A 15895-nucleotide genomic window follows, 5' to 3' on the forward strand; every position below is an offset into this window, starting at 1 on the left:
GCAATCACCTCATAAGCCCAGACAACTGCGACATGTACATTTCTTTGTTGAGCTCCGAGCGCAATGTTACCGCATGAGCTCCCATAGCCGCTCGTTTGCCTGAATCTTGGGCAAGCTCAATCATGGCCTCAGCCAATTGATCAACGAGCCGATCATCCCGCTCAAGGATGATGGCGGACTGATTATCCGCATATTCTGGAATGCCTCCGGAGCGCGTGGTAATCAACGGCTTGCCGGAAACTAGGCTCTCGATTACCGCCAAAGGTGCAGGATCATCCCAAATTGACGGCAGAACGCATACGTCAGACATAGCGTAGATGGCAGGCATGTCGTCATAGTCCACAAAACCAGTGAAAATAATACGATCTTTCACACCTGGATTTGATGCCAAATCCCGCAGCTTCTGTTCAAACGGACTCACAATATTCGAATTAAAGAAGAACGCGCCTGCAACTACAAGCTTCGCGTTGGAAATTTCCTCCGCAACTTCACTGAAAGCTCGAAGTAGTTCCTCCGCTCCTTTTTCTGGGGTAAGGCGGCCTGAGAACAGGAATACAACATCATTTTTATCAATGCCATATTTCTTACGGAAAATCTGCGCCTTCTTGTCGGCTTCTTCCGAGCCGAACCTACTCGTATCCACGCCGTTGCGCCATACGGCCTTCTGCTCAGACCTAAGCCCACCCTCACCATGCTTGCGAAGAAACTTATCAAGTGTGTCCACAATGTAATTGGAAACGCCAAGTACCTTCTTAACCTGAGCAATCTCGTGCTTGCAACCGAAATCATTGGTCACTTCATTGTGCAGATGGTAGTATACCTTGTCCGCGTAGCGTTCAGCGTTACCATACTTTTGCATGGTCATGAACAAAGTGGCGTGATTTTCGATCATGACCTTATCGAATGGAGCCTTGCCACTCGTATCGTCTTTGCTCAGCGCTTTGGCCACCTTGCGGATGTACCACAAACGTTGCGCAATATACCGGTAGCTCATGAGTTTCTTCTTGCGAAGAATGTATTTTGCGGCCCAGTAAATACACCGATCGGCAGCCTTTACCAGCATCGGCGTCTTGATAAAGCGAAAATCAGTGTGCTGAAAAGCACCATCACGAACGATTTTGTCAACGCCAGGCGCCCAGGAAGAGAAAACTGTGAACTCGAAATTCGCGGTCTTCTCATTCTCTCGGACCATCATCATGTCCAACGCTTCGACCGCGCCACCAAGCACGTTAGGAACCGGCAAGTAACCGGAAGTAATAACAGCAACACGTGGATTCATCTTCACTTCCCATTCCTCTTATTTGCAGATAAATGATTCATATTTTTTTACCAAGCTGTTTGCACATCGTTGGATATCGTATTCTTCGATGTCACCGCTAATTTGATCTGAACGCTTCGAGGAATGCAAGTTTGACAGCGTTTCAATCCAAGGCTTTACATCAGTAATCTGCAGAAAATAAGAGCTAGCGGTTACATCCGCTTCCGAAGGAACAACATCGGACAGTAAGCATGGCAAATCCGCGACCTGAGCTTCAACAGCAACTATGCCCAATCCTTCATAAAGACTGGGAAGACAGAACGCATCGAACGCCTGGTATAGACGATTGACATCCGAGCGTTGACCGAGGAATAGCACATGATCAGCCATACCGAGTTCTTCAACATGTTGTTGAACCGCAGTCCTGTCAGGACCATCACCGACGAAGGCGAGCATGGCGTCAGGGCGTTTAGGAAGCAGCCCCGCAAGCACATCAACCAGAAACGTCTGATTCTTCTGTGGCATGAAACGTCCAACATGACCGATCAGGAACGTATCATCCGAAATGCCGAGCTCTTTACGTGTTTGTTTACGCATTTCAGTATTAAAACGGAATTTATCCAATTCGATAGCATTGGGAATCACGGTAAAATCCGCATTTTTGCCAAATAACCATTTTCCTGCATAACGACTGCATGCAAAACGAACCGTTGGATACACATTGGCGAACGGACGCAGCACAAGTTTCATCACGTTCTTTGCAAACTCGCCTTTGCCCATGGTCGAATGAGAATGCGCGATACGAACAGGCACTCCAACCTTCTTCGCCGCCGATAGCGGGAACACGCTCAACGTATTGATATTGCTGTGCACAATCGGCCACTGCTGCTCACGCATCAAGCGAATCAGCTCACGACGGTAGCGGATCGGATGCTGGTACGGCGGTATACGGAATACACGACCGCCCAAGGAGGTGATTTCCTCTTCAGGAACACGCGTGGAATCCTCGTCAACAAGGAAATCGAACTGCACTTTACTGCGGTCGATGTGGCGATAGTAATTCATCACTACTGCCTCAACACCACCGCCAACCATTTTGCCAACAATTTGGGCCACCCGAATCGGTTTTTGCGGATTGTGCCCGCCGGCTCCCCTATCTATGGGATGAGTATCGACATCGCTCATATTTCGTATTGCTTCCCTTGTACTTCTGGAGCTCCCCAACACCAGAAAAAACTGCCATTGTTTAACGAAATCTTACTGTTATACCTTGTCTTCTATCAGTATGCACCCTTGTGGGTTACGACGGCGCCGACAGTACGGAACAGCAGCACGACGTCACCTAACATGGACCAATTCTGCACGTAGGTAACGTCCAGAGCCTCGGATTCCTCCTCACTCAGGTTGGATCTGCCGGATACCTGCCACGGACCGGTGATACCAGGCTTCACCAGCATGCGAGTGGCATACGTCTGGTTGTACTGGGCCACTTCCTCAGGCAGCGGCGGGCGCGGGCCCACCACGCTCATATCGCCCCTCAACACGTTCAGGAACTGCGGGAACTCGTCGATGGAGAACTTGCGGATGAACCGGCCCACTGTAGTGACTCTGGGATCGTTCTTCATCTTGAAGATGAACCGTCCCTTTTGCCCGGTCTGCTCCGCCAGTTCCGACTTCATCTTGTCGGCGTTCACCACCATGGAACGGAACTTAATCATCTTGAACGGCTTGCCACGGCGACCCACACGGGTCTGAGTGTAGAAAATAGGCCCTCTATCGGTCACCTTGATGGCAATGGCCACCGGGATGGTAATAATCGCGGTGCCAACCAATGCCATCAGCGACACCACAATATCGAACACACGCTTCTTGAACATGGCCCACGGCGAATACTGCGGCAGGCTGATGGTCATCACCGTGGAACCCTGAATCACACGGATGTTGGTCTCATGGCCGCTCACATCCACCGCGGAGGTAATCAACGCCACTTCCAAGTTCATGGCCTCCACGTCCAGCACAAACGTGTTGAAATTGTCCGAGAACCGGTGCATCACATCAGTAACCATCACCGTCTGCACGCCCATGGACGCGGCGCGTTCGGCAAAATTCTTGCAATATGGCAACGTGGCGATATCCCTACCACAAATCTCACGGATCCGCTGCTTAAATTCAGCGGTAACATCAACGGCCTTTACATAGCCGGTCTGCGCATCCAGCCCAATCGGGCACACCGCAATGGCATGGTAGTTCAGCTGGCTCTTCCGGCTCAAAAACTGCAAGGCATGCTCAATGCCCTCCAGCGAGCCGACCACCACGGTGCCATACGAATACGCGCCCTTCTCACGGCTGAACAGCACGCACTGACGAATGATGAAACGTTCGACAATGGTGACCAGCAACGCGCACAGCAGCGCCAATCCAGTGGTCACCAGAGGCACATACACGTTGAGAATGGAATTCAACGCGCAAACCATCAAACCCGCGAACAGCGCGCCCTTGATCAGGAACGCATTGAGCTGGTAACCATCACCCATCACATGACGGTGGTACACGCCTACGCTGTGCAGGCAATATATCCAAATCAGCGACCCAACAAGCATATACGCCCACAAAGCAATATGGAAGTGGAAACGCGTGGAATATAAATCACCGGTATTCCGCACCACGTATACGATCGCCGAAGCGATGATGAAGGCAGCCATATCGCACAACACCAACAGGGCGTTGACGAAGAAACGCCAGTAGGCAACGCTGAGCACATGCCTGCGTGAGGTCTCGCTCAGTTTCTCCCCACTATTGCCACTGTAAGCCATTCTTCTTTCTCTCCAAGACTAAAAGCCATTACCCCCCCCCTGATTTGTTGGGGGCAATAAATTAGATTACTCGCACTTCCGTATAAAAGACACTCTCCGCTTGGCCGACACGCTCACCTGCCTTCGATAAGCGGAGTCTGGCGGACGGTGAGGGCATTCTTCGTGTTCGGAGCGGACTGCACGTGCAAGGTGATCTCATACTCCTCCCCCGGCTTCAACGTGACCTTGCCAACGGTGAGCGTCAAACCGTCATGCACGGTCACGCCCTGGTAATCGTTCTGGTTCTGGAACTTCCAATCCACCAAGCGGCCATTCGCCGGCGCGTACAGGAACAAGGCCGTCCGGATATCTCCAGGCTCGGTTCCATCCGTGCCACCGGTCACATAATTCGGAGCCGTGGCCAGTTCCTTGGCGGTCATCAGATTCTTCATCTTGATATGCACCGTGTACTGGTTGGCACCGTTCGCCGCCACCTTCTGGAATTCGGTGGTCACCTCGCGATGCAGATACCAATCCATCTTCGACTGCGTCTCGTCGGAGATGTACACGCCCACCTGCGGCTTGGCGCCTTCGGTAATCAAGCGGCCGGAAATGTCGGATTCGGCGATCAGATCCTGCTCGTCCTCGTGCGCGCTCCACAACAGCAGATGCCCCTGCTTCACGGATTGAGACAACGCATTGATATAGGCTTTCGGATCGCCGGAATTCTGCGTGATATGGTCGAACGCGGCCTGCGCGGCATCAGCGAAATACTTGTCCGTCTCCGCCGGAGTCATCTTCGCGTACACGGTGTTCAACAACGTCTGCGCGGTATTCGTACCGTCCAATACGGAGCCGTCGGGCATGGTCACGCCGCCGGTGACGGCAAGCATGTTCTGCAGGAACAGCGGGTCGATGGCAAGCACGCCATCCACCTGTACGCCATACTGCTTGGCCCACATGGCACGCACGATCTCGCCGGTACGCGGGAAATCGGGAGTGAAGTTCACATCGCGAATATCCGTACCCAGCTTGTCGGTGAACAACATTTTCTCCTCGGCAGTGAGTTTCACCACCGGCTCGTCAGCCTTAGAAATATCCGCGTCCGAGACAAACGGTTGCATGCTCAAATGGCCGCCCTGCACGGTGACCACGCCAAGCGACCCGGTCAGGCCGCCGGACGGACGGGCCTCCGCATTGGTCTGCGCCAGAATCAGATAGTTGCGCGGAGCGTCATTGGCATGGCTGTCCGTGCCGAGCATGCCGGGCAGCAGCTGGGCTACGGTGTTCAGCGTATGCACGGTGCTGTTGAGCTTTACACAGTAGGTCTGGGCCGAGTCGAGCGCATCGGCGACCTTGTGAATGTGTGGCCGTTTCGCCGCCTTGATCTCACGGGTGCTGTTGTCGATCACCTTGTCGGCAACGCTCAGCGGCTCCTGGGAATCCTCCAAACCAGGAAGGGAGACCGTGCCATTCTCCACGTGGATATTGCTCAGATTGACGTTCTTGGAGACCTTCGCCAATTGCGGCAACGCCTGCGAGGAAATATCCTCCAACGAGGCGACCGTGGTACGGACCGCGGAAACATCATCCCCCACATACGGAACATGCGATGCGACCGTCCATAGGAAGGACGACGTCTGCTTGTACGCCTTGTCCACATGGCCGGAGAATTCGTTAACCTTCGTGTCAAGCTGTCGGCTGTCGGCCTGGGTGATGGTGCTCTGCAGACCCTTCGCGCTTGCCACGGCCTGCTGCAGTTCGCTCCTGGCGCTCATGACCGACCATACGAACGCGACGGCAAAGGCGGCGAGCGCCAGCAGCACGGCGACCACGGCGATCAGGATGCGGCGGTTGCGGCGTTTGCGTTTGATGCGACGGATGTGTTCGGCGCTCATGCGGCGACGGACGCGGCGGGAGTGCGGTTCGGAGTCGGCGCTGTCTGGGGCATCTTCATTGATGTCGGCGTTGGCGTAGGCATTGGCATCGGCGTGCGCTTCGGTTTGATGCTCGGGCTGGTATTCCGCCTGGTTTTGAGCCTTTCCAATCTGGTGTTCGGCCTGGTTCGCTGGCTCCTGCCATGTTTCATCGCCATCGTGTTCGGACATATTTCGTTACTCTCCCCATCACAACGTTGTTTCACGTATCGCTCCGGGTTTCCAGTGTAATTGCTGGAGCCGATGAACTCGTACTCCCCCAAGAATTCGACGAGGACACTCGGCGAAGGCCGTCAACAAGAAGCGGATTAGGCGACTTCGAGGGTGGCGAGGAGCGCGCGGTGGTCGGAACCGGGGATGTGCTTCGTTTCGAGGTCGCCCACGACCACGCCCTTGTCATGCACGATATGGTCAATCTCGGCCACCGGCAGCATGGCCGGGTACGTCATGTGCAAACCCTCGCCGGCCTGTTCGCCGGAGTCCAGGAAGCGGCTGCCAAGAAGATACCGGAAGCTGGCATGATCCCATGTGGAATTGAAATCGCCCATCAGCACGTACAGGCTGTCGTAATGCTGCAACTGGGCGAGTGAATCGAGGCTACGATTCCACAGGCCTTGGTTGCTGGGACGTGGCGAGAAGGGGTGGACCGAGCCGAACCGTACTTTCGTGCCGGCGAAATCGATGGTCGCCGCCGGAACACTGCTCGACTCCACGGGAATCAGGTTCTGCTTGACGTCTTCCATCGGCGCCGCGCTGTACAGCACGTTCACACCACCATTGTCGTGCCACGTTTGCTGCGCGGTCACGGAATACGGCAGATAGTTGGCGATTCCGGCGTTGGCGAGCCGGTCGAGCAGACTCCATGACACTTCCTGCAGGGCGAGTACTTCGACATGCTCAGCCTTCACGGTTTCGACGATTTTGCCGGCGTCGGCCGCACCCTGTTTGGTGTTAAGGGTCATGATGCGTGCGTATTTGTCGGACGTGTCGGGCAGACCATCGGTTTCCGTCTGCGCGACGGCTTGGCTGGCGTTCTCGGAAATCGTCTGTTGCGGTTCGATATACCCCCAATGCCAGCCGACCTGCACGACCACGCACACCACGCCGATGATGGCGAGCGCTGCACGTCCTCCGATCTGTCGGACGGCGAGCGCGACGATCGCGATAACCGCGGACAGGAAACCCAGCCATGGCATCAGTGCGACGATGATCGGCACGTAGCGTTTGCCGTCGAGGCTGTTGGGGAGCATGCGGAGCAACATGGCCAGCAGGATGACGGCGGTGGCCAGCCAGAGTGCGATGGTCAGGATGCGCAGGATGGCGCTGCGCCGGGACATGCCGCGTTGGGCGTGGTCGCGGCCGCTGCGACTGGCGCCGGCAGCGTCGAGCCGCGCGCCCAGATCCTCGATCTCGTGTTCGGCTTCGTTTTCGTTGCCGCTGCCGCGTTCGCTGGTGCCTTCACCTTGTTCGCTGGTGCCTTCACCTTCGCCGGTTTGCCGCATGCTTGCCTTTCATTACGTTCCCGTTCACCATACGCAACGCGATATGGATTCATTGTAAACGGTCCGCGAGGTTCACAGTGCCTTTACGTGCTCACCGTTCTTCGCACCGTCTTTCCCACCGTCTGTACGCCACCGCACGAACGTCGAAACTGAATCATCGCAAGAACTCGCCACGTGCAGCATCACTCAACGAATATCGAATCGGCCGTTTTCCATGCGCTTCCAGCAAACCCAAGTCCATCAACGCATCGAGAGCGGTGCTCACCTTCCGCTCCCCCACACCAAGCCATTCGCGCATCAATCGCCGTGATATGGAATTCGAAGTATCGTCGAACAGCTCCTCCTGAAGCAGGAAGAACAGCATGTCCCTCTGCAGTTCGGGAACGTCATGCGCATCGGCGTACCGTTCGAGATTGTCTTTCGCGGCATCGAGCATGGCCTTCTTCTCGCTCAACACGGAAATGATGTTTTCCTGGGCTGTGGCGACGAAATGGATCATCCGATAGCAGAACAAAGAAACATCGGAACAATTCAATGGATGCTGCACTTCATCAAAAGCCTTGTAATACTGCCCTTTCGCTTCAGCGATGGCCGAGCTCAGGCTGACCGCCGTCGGTACGGACAGGCTTTTGCTTAATTGCAGGGCGAGCAGGAACCGTCCCGTTCTGCCGTTGCCATCGTAGAACGGGTGAATGCATTCGAACGCGTAATGGCACATCGTGGCCCGCAGCAACGGCGGAATGGTCTCGTTGGAAAGCAATGCCAGCCATTTTGTCAGCTGCACCTGGATCTCTGATTCCGGCCATGCGCCCTTATGAATCACCCTGTCAGCACCGTCATAGACCGAAACCGTTCTGGCTCTGAACAGCATGCCATCAGGTTTTTGATCATCCTTCAATTCGCCGTCCATCACCTGATCGTAGATACTGCGTATATCGTTCAGCGTCTGAGGCAAATCAAGGCGTGCTGCCCCCTCGCCGGAAAGGCCGAGGAACAGTTTGGCGAGTTCGCTCAACCGCTTATGCGGACCATCGGCCACTGCGGAATCCAACGCGTCTGCAATCTCCTCGCGCGTGGTATGCACATTTTCTATCGTGTTCGTGTTCTGCATTTCCGCACCGATGAGTTCCATCAGATACGCTCTGCGAGCGATCGGAGGCAACGTGTTCCACAGCGCTTCAACCCGCACTTCCATACCTCGCACGGAATCCATGGCGTTAAGCAGTTCCCTGAACGCCACGGCGAACATCTCATGACCATCGAATACGATTCCCGACCGATATGTCGAATAGCCGTTCAGCCTGTTCTCATACTCCTTTTCGGCCGCATCCTGTGGTTTGAGCGTGGATGATGACATCGCCAACGTCTGCCGTATGCTCTTGTATTCCATAATCACCATCCCTGAATCGTCATTCTCGCAAAAACGTAAGTATGAACCGTTTTATCCGGCGTTGACATACCTGCGAAAAGCTAAAAACGTAGGTATAGAAATGACCACATAGTATATCTATACCTACAAAATGTCAAAAATGTAGGTATAGGAATAGGTGATTGGTGCGACTATGGCTGCGGAATGGCGTAAGCGTGGGCATAGCGCAGGCATGGGATAGCGATTGATGTCAGGTTACGACGTCAGTCGCGACGCCGGCTGCGGCAGCCGACGTCGACCACAGCAGCCAAGCCGCATCAATCGGACAGACTCAGGCCGCGGTGTGGGCGTGCATGCGGCCAAGGGCGCGCTGGACGGTGTCGCGGGTGGAGCCGGCGCCGTTGCCGCGGACGCCGAAGAAGACCATGACCACCATGATGAAGCAGATGGTGGCGCTCACGCGCAGCGCCCACTGGATGCCGAACACGTTCGCGGCCGCGTACATGCTCTTCGCGCCACCGATTGCGGCCCAACGCAGGGCGGTGAACGTTTCCATCAGAATCACCAGCACGGGTGCGCCGATGGCACCGGCGATCTGACGGACCGTGTTCGTGACGGCCGAGCCGGCGCTCACCTCCTCGGGCTCCAGGCAGTTCAGCGACCATGTGGTGATCGGCATAAGCACGAATCCCATACCGATCTGGCGCACGAACTGCCAGATGGACACCCACCAGATCCATGAGGTCATGGAAATCAGACTCATCATGATGGTGCCGAACAGCAGGGTGATCGAGCCGATCAGCGCCACCGGACGCGCGCCGAGACGGTCGAGTGCCTTGCCGCCGAAGAACTGCGCGATGCACTGGCCGAACGCGCCGGGCAGCATCACCAGACCGCTGATCGTGGCGGAATAGCCTCGGCAATCCTGAATGTAGAGCGGCATGATCACCATGATCGAGCTGAAGGCGAAGAACGACAGCGCGGCGGTGACGGTGCCGACGGTGAAGCTCTTGTTTTTCAGCACGCTCAGGTTGAGCAGCGGAGGTTGCTTGGACGGGTCGGCCGCCTGCCTGCGAGCGCCGTGGATCTGCCGCAGCACGAACCAGACGATGCCGACCAGGCCGATGAGTATGGCGAGCCACACCATCGGATGCGTGAACGGATACGATTCGATGTTCGTGAAGCCGAACATAAGGCCGCCGAAGCCGAACACCGACAGGCCGACGGAGAAGAAGTCGGCTTTGGCGGACGCGTCGCGCGTGCCGAAATTACGCAAGCCGAAAATCGCCAAAAACAGTGAAATCACGCCGATAACCGTCAGCGTGAGGAAGATCGATCGCCAACCGTTCAAATCGGTTTGCACACCACCCAAGGTGGGGCCAATCGCGGGCGCGACGCTCATGGCCATGCCGACGGTGCCCATCGCCATACCACGGCGGGACAGAGGATAAATGGAGAATACCGTGATTTGCAGGACCGGCCACATCACGCCGGTGCCGACGGCTTCCAGCAGACGGCCGATCAAAACCAGTACGAACGATGAGCCGAGCCAGGCGAACACCGAGCCGAGCGTGAACACCGCCATCGATGCAATCACGATCTGGCGGGTGGAGAATCGGCGGGTCAGGTAGGCGGTGAGCGGCACCATAACGCCCATGACGAGCTGGAAAATCGACGTCAGCCATTGGCCGGTCGTCACGGAAATGCCGAAATCGGACACGATGGTGGGCAGTGCGGCGCTCAACTGCAGCTGCGTGAAGTTGCCGACGAACGTGATAAAGGTGAGAATGGCGATCGATACGAACGCAGCATGCGTCAGATGGTCGTTTTTATACGATTCCTCGCCGGTAAGTGGCTGGGACAGGCCGTGGGTGCGGCCCTGTTTCGCGTTTATTTTCTTTTCCGGCTTCACTTCCGACCTCTTCTCCGGTTTCGACGGCAACCGACTGCTCTCCATCATTCATCCGCGTATATTCGCAGCGTATTGCGCAACTCCTGCAAAAACTGACTCAAAAAGTCTAGTACTGCGGGTGGTCGAACGTGAGGTGAAACTATTCGAACGCGTTCAATTCCAATTCAATCGAGAAAAATTGGCAAAACTTCGTATTTGTTCATCTTGGGGTGGTATACATATGCGTTGGCAGTAACGGCACGATACAGGAAAGGAATACGCCGCGCAGGGGGTTAGGAAGTATGACCATAGTCACGTTATTCAACATAGCGATGGAGCTATGGGGCGTTCTCATCTGCATCGTTTGCGCAGGTGGCGTCTACGTGGGCGCGATACGTAGGACGCGGCGTACCTATACGAAAGTTTCCATGCAGCTTCTATGTGCGCTGATGCTGCTGGCCGACGTGTCCGCCTGGTATCACAACGGCGGCTGCGACAAGCTTGACTTCTATATGACGCGCATCGGCAATCTTGGTGAATACCTGATCGATTTCACCTTCATCGCGCTGTTCGCCAACTATATCTGGCAAACCGTCAGCGGCGACGACATGCTTGAAGACGTCAGCCTGCACGAGTGGGTGGCCAGAACGAGCGGCGGAACCAAGCGTAACCGTAAGAACCAACGTTCGGCCAACGCCCAATCCAAACCGAAAAAGCCGCGTTCGAAGAAGCTTGACGTCATCTACGCAGCGTCCGCGCTCGGCATCGTACTGACGATTGCCACGCAGTTCAACCATATGGTCTACTACATCGACAGCCAGAACTACTACCGGCGCGGACCACTGTTCGCTATCCCGCAGATACTGGGTCTGGTAGAGCTCGCGCTGATTGTGATGCTGATCATCGAAAACCGCAAAAACCTCAGCCGACCGCTGTTCGTCACGTCGCTGTCGTTCTTCGTGCTGCCGATTGTGGCAACCATCGTTCAGATTCTCCATTACGGACTGGCGTTGCAGACCATCGCTGTCACGATTTCCATCCAGCTCACGTTCGTGGTCGACACCATCGAAATGAACAAGAAGATCCGCTCGCAGGACGATGCCTATCAGAAGGTCAGCTACGAAGCGCAGCATGACGGTCTGACCGATTTGTGGAGCAAAAGCGCCGGCCGCGAACAGATTGAGAATTATTTCGCGCACATGCAGGAAGACGACCAGGCTGTTCTGATTTTCGTTGACATCGACGATTTCAAGCAGATCAACGATACGTACGGCCATAAAGTGGGCGATTTCTGGATTCGTGAAGTGGCGCAGACGTTGAAGCGGCTGTACCGGCATGATGACATCATCGTCCGTTTCGGCGGCGATGAGTATGTGGCGCTGATAAAGAACACCGCGAACGAGCGCGTGATCGAAAGCACGCTGGACCTGTTCCGCCGCCAGTTGGCGCAGGCGTCCGCGCAATACGGGCAGGACGTGCATTGCAGTATCGGCGCATGCCGCGTGCTGTCCGGCAAGAACGTCGATCTGAGCCTCTGCTTGGGATTCGCCGACCATGCGTTGTACCAGTCCAAGCGTGAGGGGAAAGGCATGTACACCGTGGTCGATTATGACAGCGGGAAAGTGCAGGCAGCGTAGGTTTCGTGGAAAAATCCGCGGGAAATCTGCGGGAAAAACCCTAGAAAATCAGCTGAGAAACTACGAAAAAAGCACCGCAAATCCGCCGGAGATCGACGTAAAAATCACGGAAAATCAGGCTTTGCCGAGCATTGTCAGCACAATCAGCACCACGTTCAGAGCGACGATCAGCGCCGCGACCGCGATATTGACGACGTGCTTGGCCGGGCCGTCCACGTACTCCCCCATCAGCGTGCGGTCGTGCGTGTAACGCATCAGCGGAATAATCGCAAATGGAATGCCGACCGACAACACGACCTGGCCGACGATCAACGCTTCCGTCGGATTGTTGGCGAACCACAGCACCACCAACGCGGGTACCAGCGTCACCACACGGCACGCCCACATCGGCGCTTTGATGCGTAGCAGGCCGTGCATGATTTCGCTGCCGGCGTAAGTGCCGACCGACGTGGAGCTCAGGCTCGACGCAAGCAGACCAATCGAGAAAATCGTGCCGATCACCGAGCCGAGCACATGCTGGATGGCCCGTTGCGCGCCTTCGATGGTGTCGGTGCCGGTCATGCCGTACAGCGAGTTCGCGGCGAGGATGAGCAGCGCGAGGTTGACCGAACCGGCCAGTATCAGCGCCCAGGCAACGTCGATTTTGCTGCCGTGAAGTAGCTTTTTGATGCTCGGCTTCGCTTCGCCGGGGGCGTAATGGTCGTTGACGAGCGTGGAATGCAGGTAGATGGCGTGCGGCATGACCGTGGCACCCAGCATGGACGTGGCCATGAGCACGGTGTCGGTGCCTTTGAAGCGTGGAATCAAGCCGGCGACGACTTCTTTCGGATTTGGCGGGGCGATGAACAGACCGGCGATGAAACCGAACGTGATCACCAGCAGCAGGCCGATGATCAGTTTTTCGAAAATGCGATGCGTGGCGCCTTTTTCGAAAATCAGCAGCACCGTCGACACTGCGCCGATGATGCAACCGCCGACGAACAGCGGCAGACCGAACAGCAGTTTCAGTGAGATCGCACCGCCGATCACTTCCGCCAGATCGGTGGCGATGGCGATTACCTCAGCCTGCATGAAGAACATGAAACGGCCCGCGTCGCCAAGCCGTTCGCCCAGGATTTCCGGCAGGCTTTTGCCGGTGACGATGCCGAGTTTCGCGGACTGGTATTGGATAAGCACGCTCATGCAGTTGGCCAGTACCAGCACCCACACCAGCAGGTAGCCGTAGCGCGCGCCCGACGTGATGTTCGCCGCCACATTGCCCGGATCCACGTATGCGACCGCCGCCACGAACGCGGGGCCGAGGATGCCGGCGAGCGCGGGGCCGTGGTGGTACGGCCGGGCGGATCGGTCATGCTGCGCAGTGATCGTCATATTCTTCGAATCCATATCGTTCTTCATATCCACGCAACGTTATAGTGCGTTTTCCGCGCAGAATTGTTACGTCTGTTACGGAAAGCTGAACAGCTGCCGAACATGCGCCGATTGTGGGGCGGACAGGCCGCGATCACGGAAGCCGCTAAACTGGTGCAGAGAACATCGCATTTCGACTCAAGGGGTTGTTCCATGACTGTTTTCCACACTCCGATGATCACGCTTTCCGACGGCAATCTGATTCCGCAGATCGGCTTGGGCGTGCTGCGCATCGACGACGAGGGCGTTACCCCCGTGGTCGAGAGCGCGCTGGAAGCCGGTTATCGCCATATCGATGGCGCTGCGGGGTACAATAACGAGGCTGGCGTCGGACGTGCGCTGCAGAACGCGGGCTTCACGCAGGGTGAGAATCGCAAGAACCTGTGGGTGACGACGAAGCTGCGCGATTCGGAACAGGGGTACGATTCCGCACGCAAGGCGTTCGACCGTCAGCTTGACCTGCTGCAGCTCGATTATGTGGACATGTATATGCTGCATTGGCCCACCCCGTTCAATTGGCGTTCCGGCGAAACGTGGAAGGCGTTCGACGAGTTCCGCGCGGAGGGTCGCGTGCGTACGCTTGGCGTGTGCAATTTCCTGCCGGAGCATCTTGAGCGGCTGCATAAGGAAACGGGCGAATATCCGGCCGTCAACCAGATCGAGCTGCATCCCACGTGGCAGCAGCGCGAGGTGGTGGCGTATTGCAAGGCGCACAATATCGCGGTCGAGGCGTATTCGCCGATGGCGCGTGGCGCGGATCTCAATGCCGGCGATGGTGTGATCGAACGCATCGCGCGGGCGCATGGCGTCACCGAAGCGCAGGTGATCCTGCGATGGCATATCGAAAACGGCACGATCATCATTCCCAAGTCGGTGCATGCGGACCGGCAGCGGCAGAATCTCGACCTGTTCGGTTTCGTGCTTGACCCGGACGAGCATGCGGCCATCGACGCGTTGGATGGGCCGACGCGCGCCGGGCACGATCCGATGACGTTCACGTACGCGTAAGACTGCTTAGGGTGCGATGACAAGGCGCGGATCGCGTGACGGCACGCATTTTCGCCGACGGCTGTTCAATGCCGACGGGCCGGTGGAACGCATACTGATCCTGCTGGTGATCGCCGTGGTGGCGGGCATCACCATCGGCCTGCTCATGCCGAAAGCAAACCCGACCGTCGGCGAAATAACAGGCGAATACACCGCGTCAGGCACCGCCGCGCAAACGCTGCAGCAGCTGACGGTCGACGATAATCAGCGGCACGCCGGCTACGATCGCGACCTGTTCGGCTTCCGCCAAACCGATGACGACGGCAACGGATGCGACGTGCGCGAAGACGTGCTGGCGCGCGACCTCACCGACGTGCGCTACCGGCAGCATGGATGCAAAGTGGAATCGGGCACGCTGGCCGACCCGTACACCGGCAAAACAATCCACTTCGTACGCGGCGCGCGCACCTCGTCGGCGGTGCAGATCGACCATGTGGTGGCGTTGGAGAATGCCTGGCGGTCGGGCGCGAGCACGTGGGACCAAGCCAAGCGGTACCGGTTCGGCAACGATATGTACAACCTGCTCGCGGTGGACGGGCCCGCCAATCAGGAGAAGGGATCCGCGTCGGCCGCGTACTGGCTACCCACGAACGGCGCGTACCGGTGCGAGTACGTGGCCCGGCAGATCGGCGTGAAAGCCAAGTATGGGCTGAGCGTCACCACCAAGGAAAAGCGGGCGATGCTGTCCGTGCTGCATGGCTGCCCGGCGCAAAGCGTGCCGGAGCGGTGAGGCGCGTGGCAGGTGGCGGAGCGTAGGTGCGCGGTGAAGCGTAGGTGAGTGGCGGAGTCTCCCGAAATGTGTCACGATTCGAAATTTCGGCTGTTTTTTCGAATCGTGACACATTTTTCCTTCCAAAAAAACAATACGGGGGTATAAAACGACATATTCCCAAGGAAAATGCCTCAAAAACATACCCCCGAACCGAAAGTGATGTGTCACGATCCAAAATTTTGGTCTTTTTTTCGAATCGTGACACAAAAAACAAGCCTCCTATATCCTGTGCGCAACCAAACGCATCGGAATGCCGCGCGACGAACACGATTATCAGCGG

Annotated in this window: 11 protein-coding genes; 3 read left to right on the plus strand and 8 right to left on the minus strand. The window is 56.6% G+C overall.

Going from position 1 to position 15895, the window contains the following annotated elements; all coding sequences use genetic code 11:
- Positions 1-4: 4 nt before the first annotated feature.
- The 7 genes from BAD_RS07330 to BAD_RS07360 form a co-directional block, all read right to left on the minus strand.
- Entirely contained in the window at positions 5-1279 is a 1275-nt protein-coding gene (locus BAD_RS07330) for a glycosyltransferase family 4 protein (protein WP_011743684.1), read from the minus strand.
- Positions 1280-1297: 18 nt separating this feature from the next.
- Positions 1298-2443, minus strand: coding sequence for a glycosyltransferase family 1 protein (locus tag BAD_RS07335; protein ID WP_011743685.1), 1146 nt, complete (start codon positions 2441-2443; stop codon positions 1298-1300).
- 95 nt (positions 2444-2538) lie between these two features.
- Positions 2539-4071: a sugar transferase gene (locus BAD_RS07340; protein WP_011743686.1), complete on the minus strand. Its 1533-nt coding sequence runs from the start codon at positions 4069-4071 to the stop codon at positions 2539-2541.
- A gap of 113 nt (positions 4072-4184) precedes the next feature.
- Positions 4185-6158 carry a DUF4012 domain-containing protein gene (locus BAD_RS07345; RefSeq protein ID WP_011743687.1) on the minus strand — a complete coding sequence of 658 codons (1974 nt, stop codon included), beginning with the start codon at positions 6156-6158 and terminating at the stop codon, positions 4185-4187.
- A 137-nt stretch (positions 6159-6295) separates the two neighbouring features.
- Positions 6296-7489, minus strand: coding sequence for an endonuclease/exonuclease/phosphatase family protein (locus BAD_RS07350; protein ID WP_011743688.1), 1194 nt, complete (start codon positions 7487-7489; stop codon positions 6296-6298).
- Positions 7490-7643: 154 nt separating this feature from the next.
- Positions 7644-8879 (minus strand): Fic family protein, encoded by a 1236-nt coding sequence (locus tag BAD_RS07355; protein WP_041777548.1) that lies wholly within the window; start codon positions 8877-8879, stop codon positions 7644-7646.
- Positions 8880-9189: 310 nt separating this feature from the next.
- Entirely contained in the window at positions 9190-10818 is a 1629-nt protein-coding gene (locus tag BAD_RS07360; RefSeq protein WP_011743690.1) for an MDR family MFS transporter, read from the minus strand.
- A 359-nt stretch (positions 10819-11177) separates the two neighbouring features.
- Between BAD_RS07360 and BAD_RS07365 the strand changes: the two genes are divergently transcribed.
- On the plus strand, positions 11178-12386 hold the full coding sequence (locus BAD_RS07365; protein ID WP_050731467.1) for a GGDEF domain-containing protein: 1209 nt from the start codon (positions 11178-11180) through the stop codon (positions 12384-12386).
- Between the two features lie 114 nt (positions 12387-12500).
- Here BAD_RS07365 and BAD_RS07370 read toward each other — a convergent pair whose 3' ends face one another.
- A complete protein-coding gene (locus tag BAD_RS07370) occupies positions 12501-13772 on the minus strand; it encodes an Nramp family divalent metal transporter (protein ID WP_050731468.1) in 1272 nt (423 codons plus the stop codon).
- Positions 13773-13949: 177 nt separating this feature from the next.
- On the opposite strand from BAD_RS07370, the gene BAD_RS07375 reads away from it, so the two are divergent.
- Positions 13950-14804, plus strand: a complete 855-nt coding sequence (locus tag BAD_RS07375; protein WP_011743693.1) for an aldo/keto reductase — start codon at positions 13950-13952, stop codon at positions 14802-14804.
- A 16-nt stretch (positions 14805-14820) separates the two neighbouring features.
- Positions 14821-15573 (plus strand): HNH endonuclease family protein, encoded by a 753-nt coding sequence (locus BAD_RS07380; RefSeq protein WP_011743694.1) that lies wholly within the window; start codon positions 14821-14823, stop codon positions 15571-15573.
- Positions 15574-15895: the final 322 nt, after the last annotated feature.

This window comes from Bifidobacterium adolescentis ATCC 15703 (genome assembly GCF_000010425.1).
Classification (GTDB): Bacteria; Actinomycetota; Actinomycetes; order Actinomycetales; family Bifidobacteriaceae; genus Bifidobacterium; species Bifidobacterium adolescentis.

Excerpts from the sequence above, each read along its gene's own strand:
- BAD_RS07330 (WP_011743684.1), bottom strand. The coding sequence starts at position 1,279 with ATGAATCCACGTGTTGCTGTTATTACTTCCGGTTACTTGCCGGTTCCT.
- BAD_RS07335 (WP_011743685.1), bottom strand. The coding sequence starts at position 2,443 with ATGAGCGATGTCGATACTCATCCCATAGATAGGGGAGCCGGCGGGCAC.
- BAD_RS07340 (WP_011743686.1), bottom strand. The coding sequence starts at position 4,071 with ATGGCTTACAGTGGCAATAGTGGGGAGAAACTGAGCGAGACCTCACGC.
- BAD_RS07345 (WP_011743687.1), bottom strand. The coding sequence starts at position 6,158 with ATGTCCGAACACGATGGCGATGAAACATGGCAGGAGCCAGCGAACCAG.
- BAD_RS07350 (WP_011743688.1), bottom strand. The coding sequence starts at position 7,489 with ATGCGGCAAACCGGCGAAGGTGAAGGCACCAGCGAACAAGGTGAAGGC.
- BAD_RS07355 (WP_041777548.1), bottom strand. The coding sequence starts at position 8,879 with ATGGAATACAAGAGCATACGGCAGACGTTGGCGATGTCATCATCCACG.
- BAD_RS07360 (WP_011743690.1), bottom strand. The coding sequence starts at position 10,818 with ATGATGGAGAGCAGTCGGTTGCCGTCGAAACCGGAGAAGAGGTCGGAA.
- BAD_RS07365 (WP_050731467.1), top strand. The coding sequence starts at position 11,178 with ATGCAGCTTCTATGTGCGCTGATGCTGCTGGCCGACGTGTCCGCCTGG.
- BAD_RS07370 (WP_050731468.1), bottom strand. The coding sequence starts at position 13,772 with ATGGATTCGAAGAATATGACGATCACTGCGCAGCATGACCGATCCGCC.
- BAD_RS07375 (WP_011743693.1), top strand. The coding sequence starts at position 13,950 with ATGACTGTTTTCCACACTCCGATGATCACGCTTTCCGACGGCAATCTG.
- BAD_RS07380 (WP_011743694.1), top strand. The coding sequence starts at position 14,821 with ATGACAAGGCGCGGATCGCGTGACGGCACGCATTTTCGCCGACGGCTG.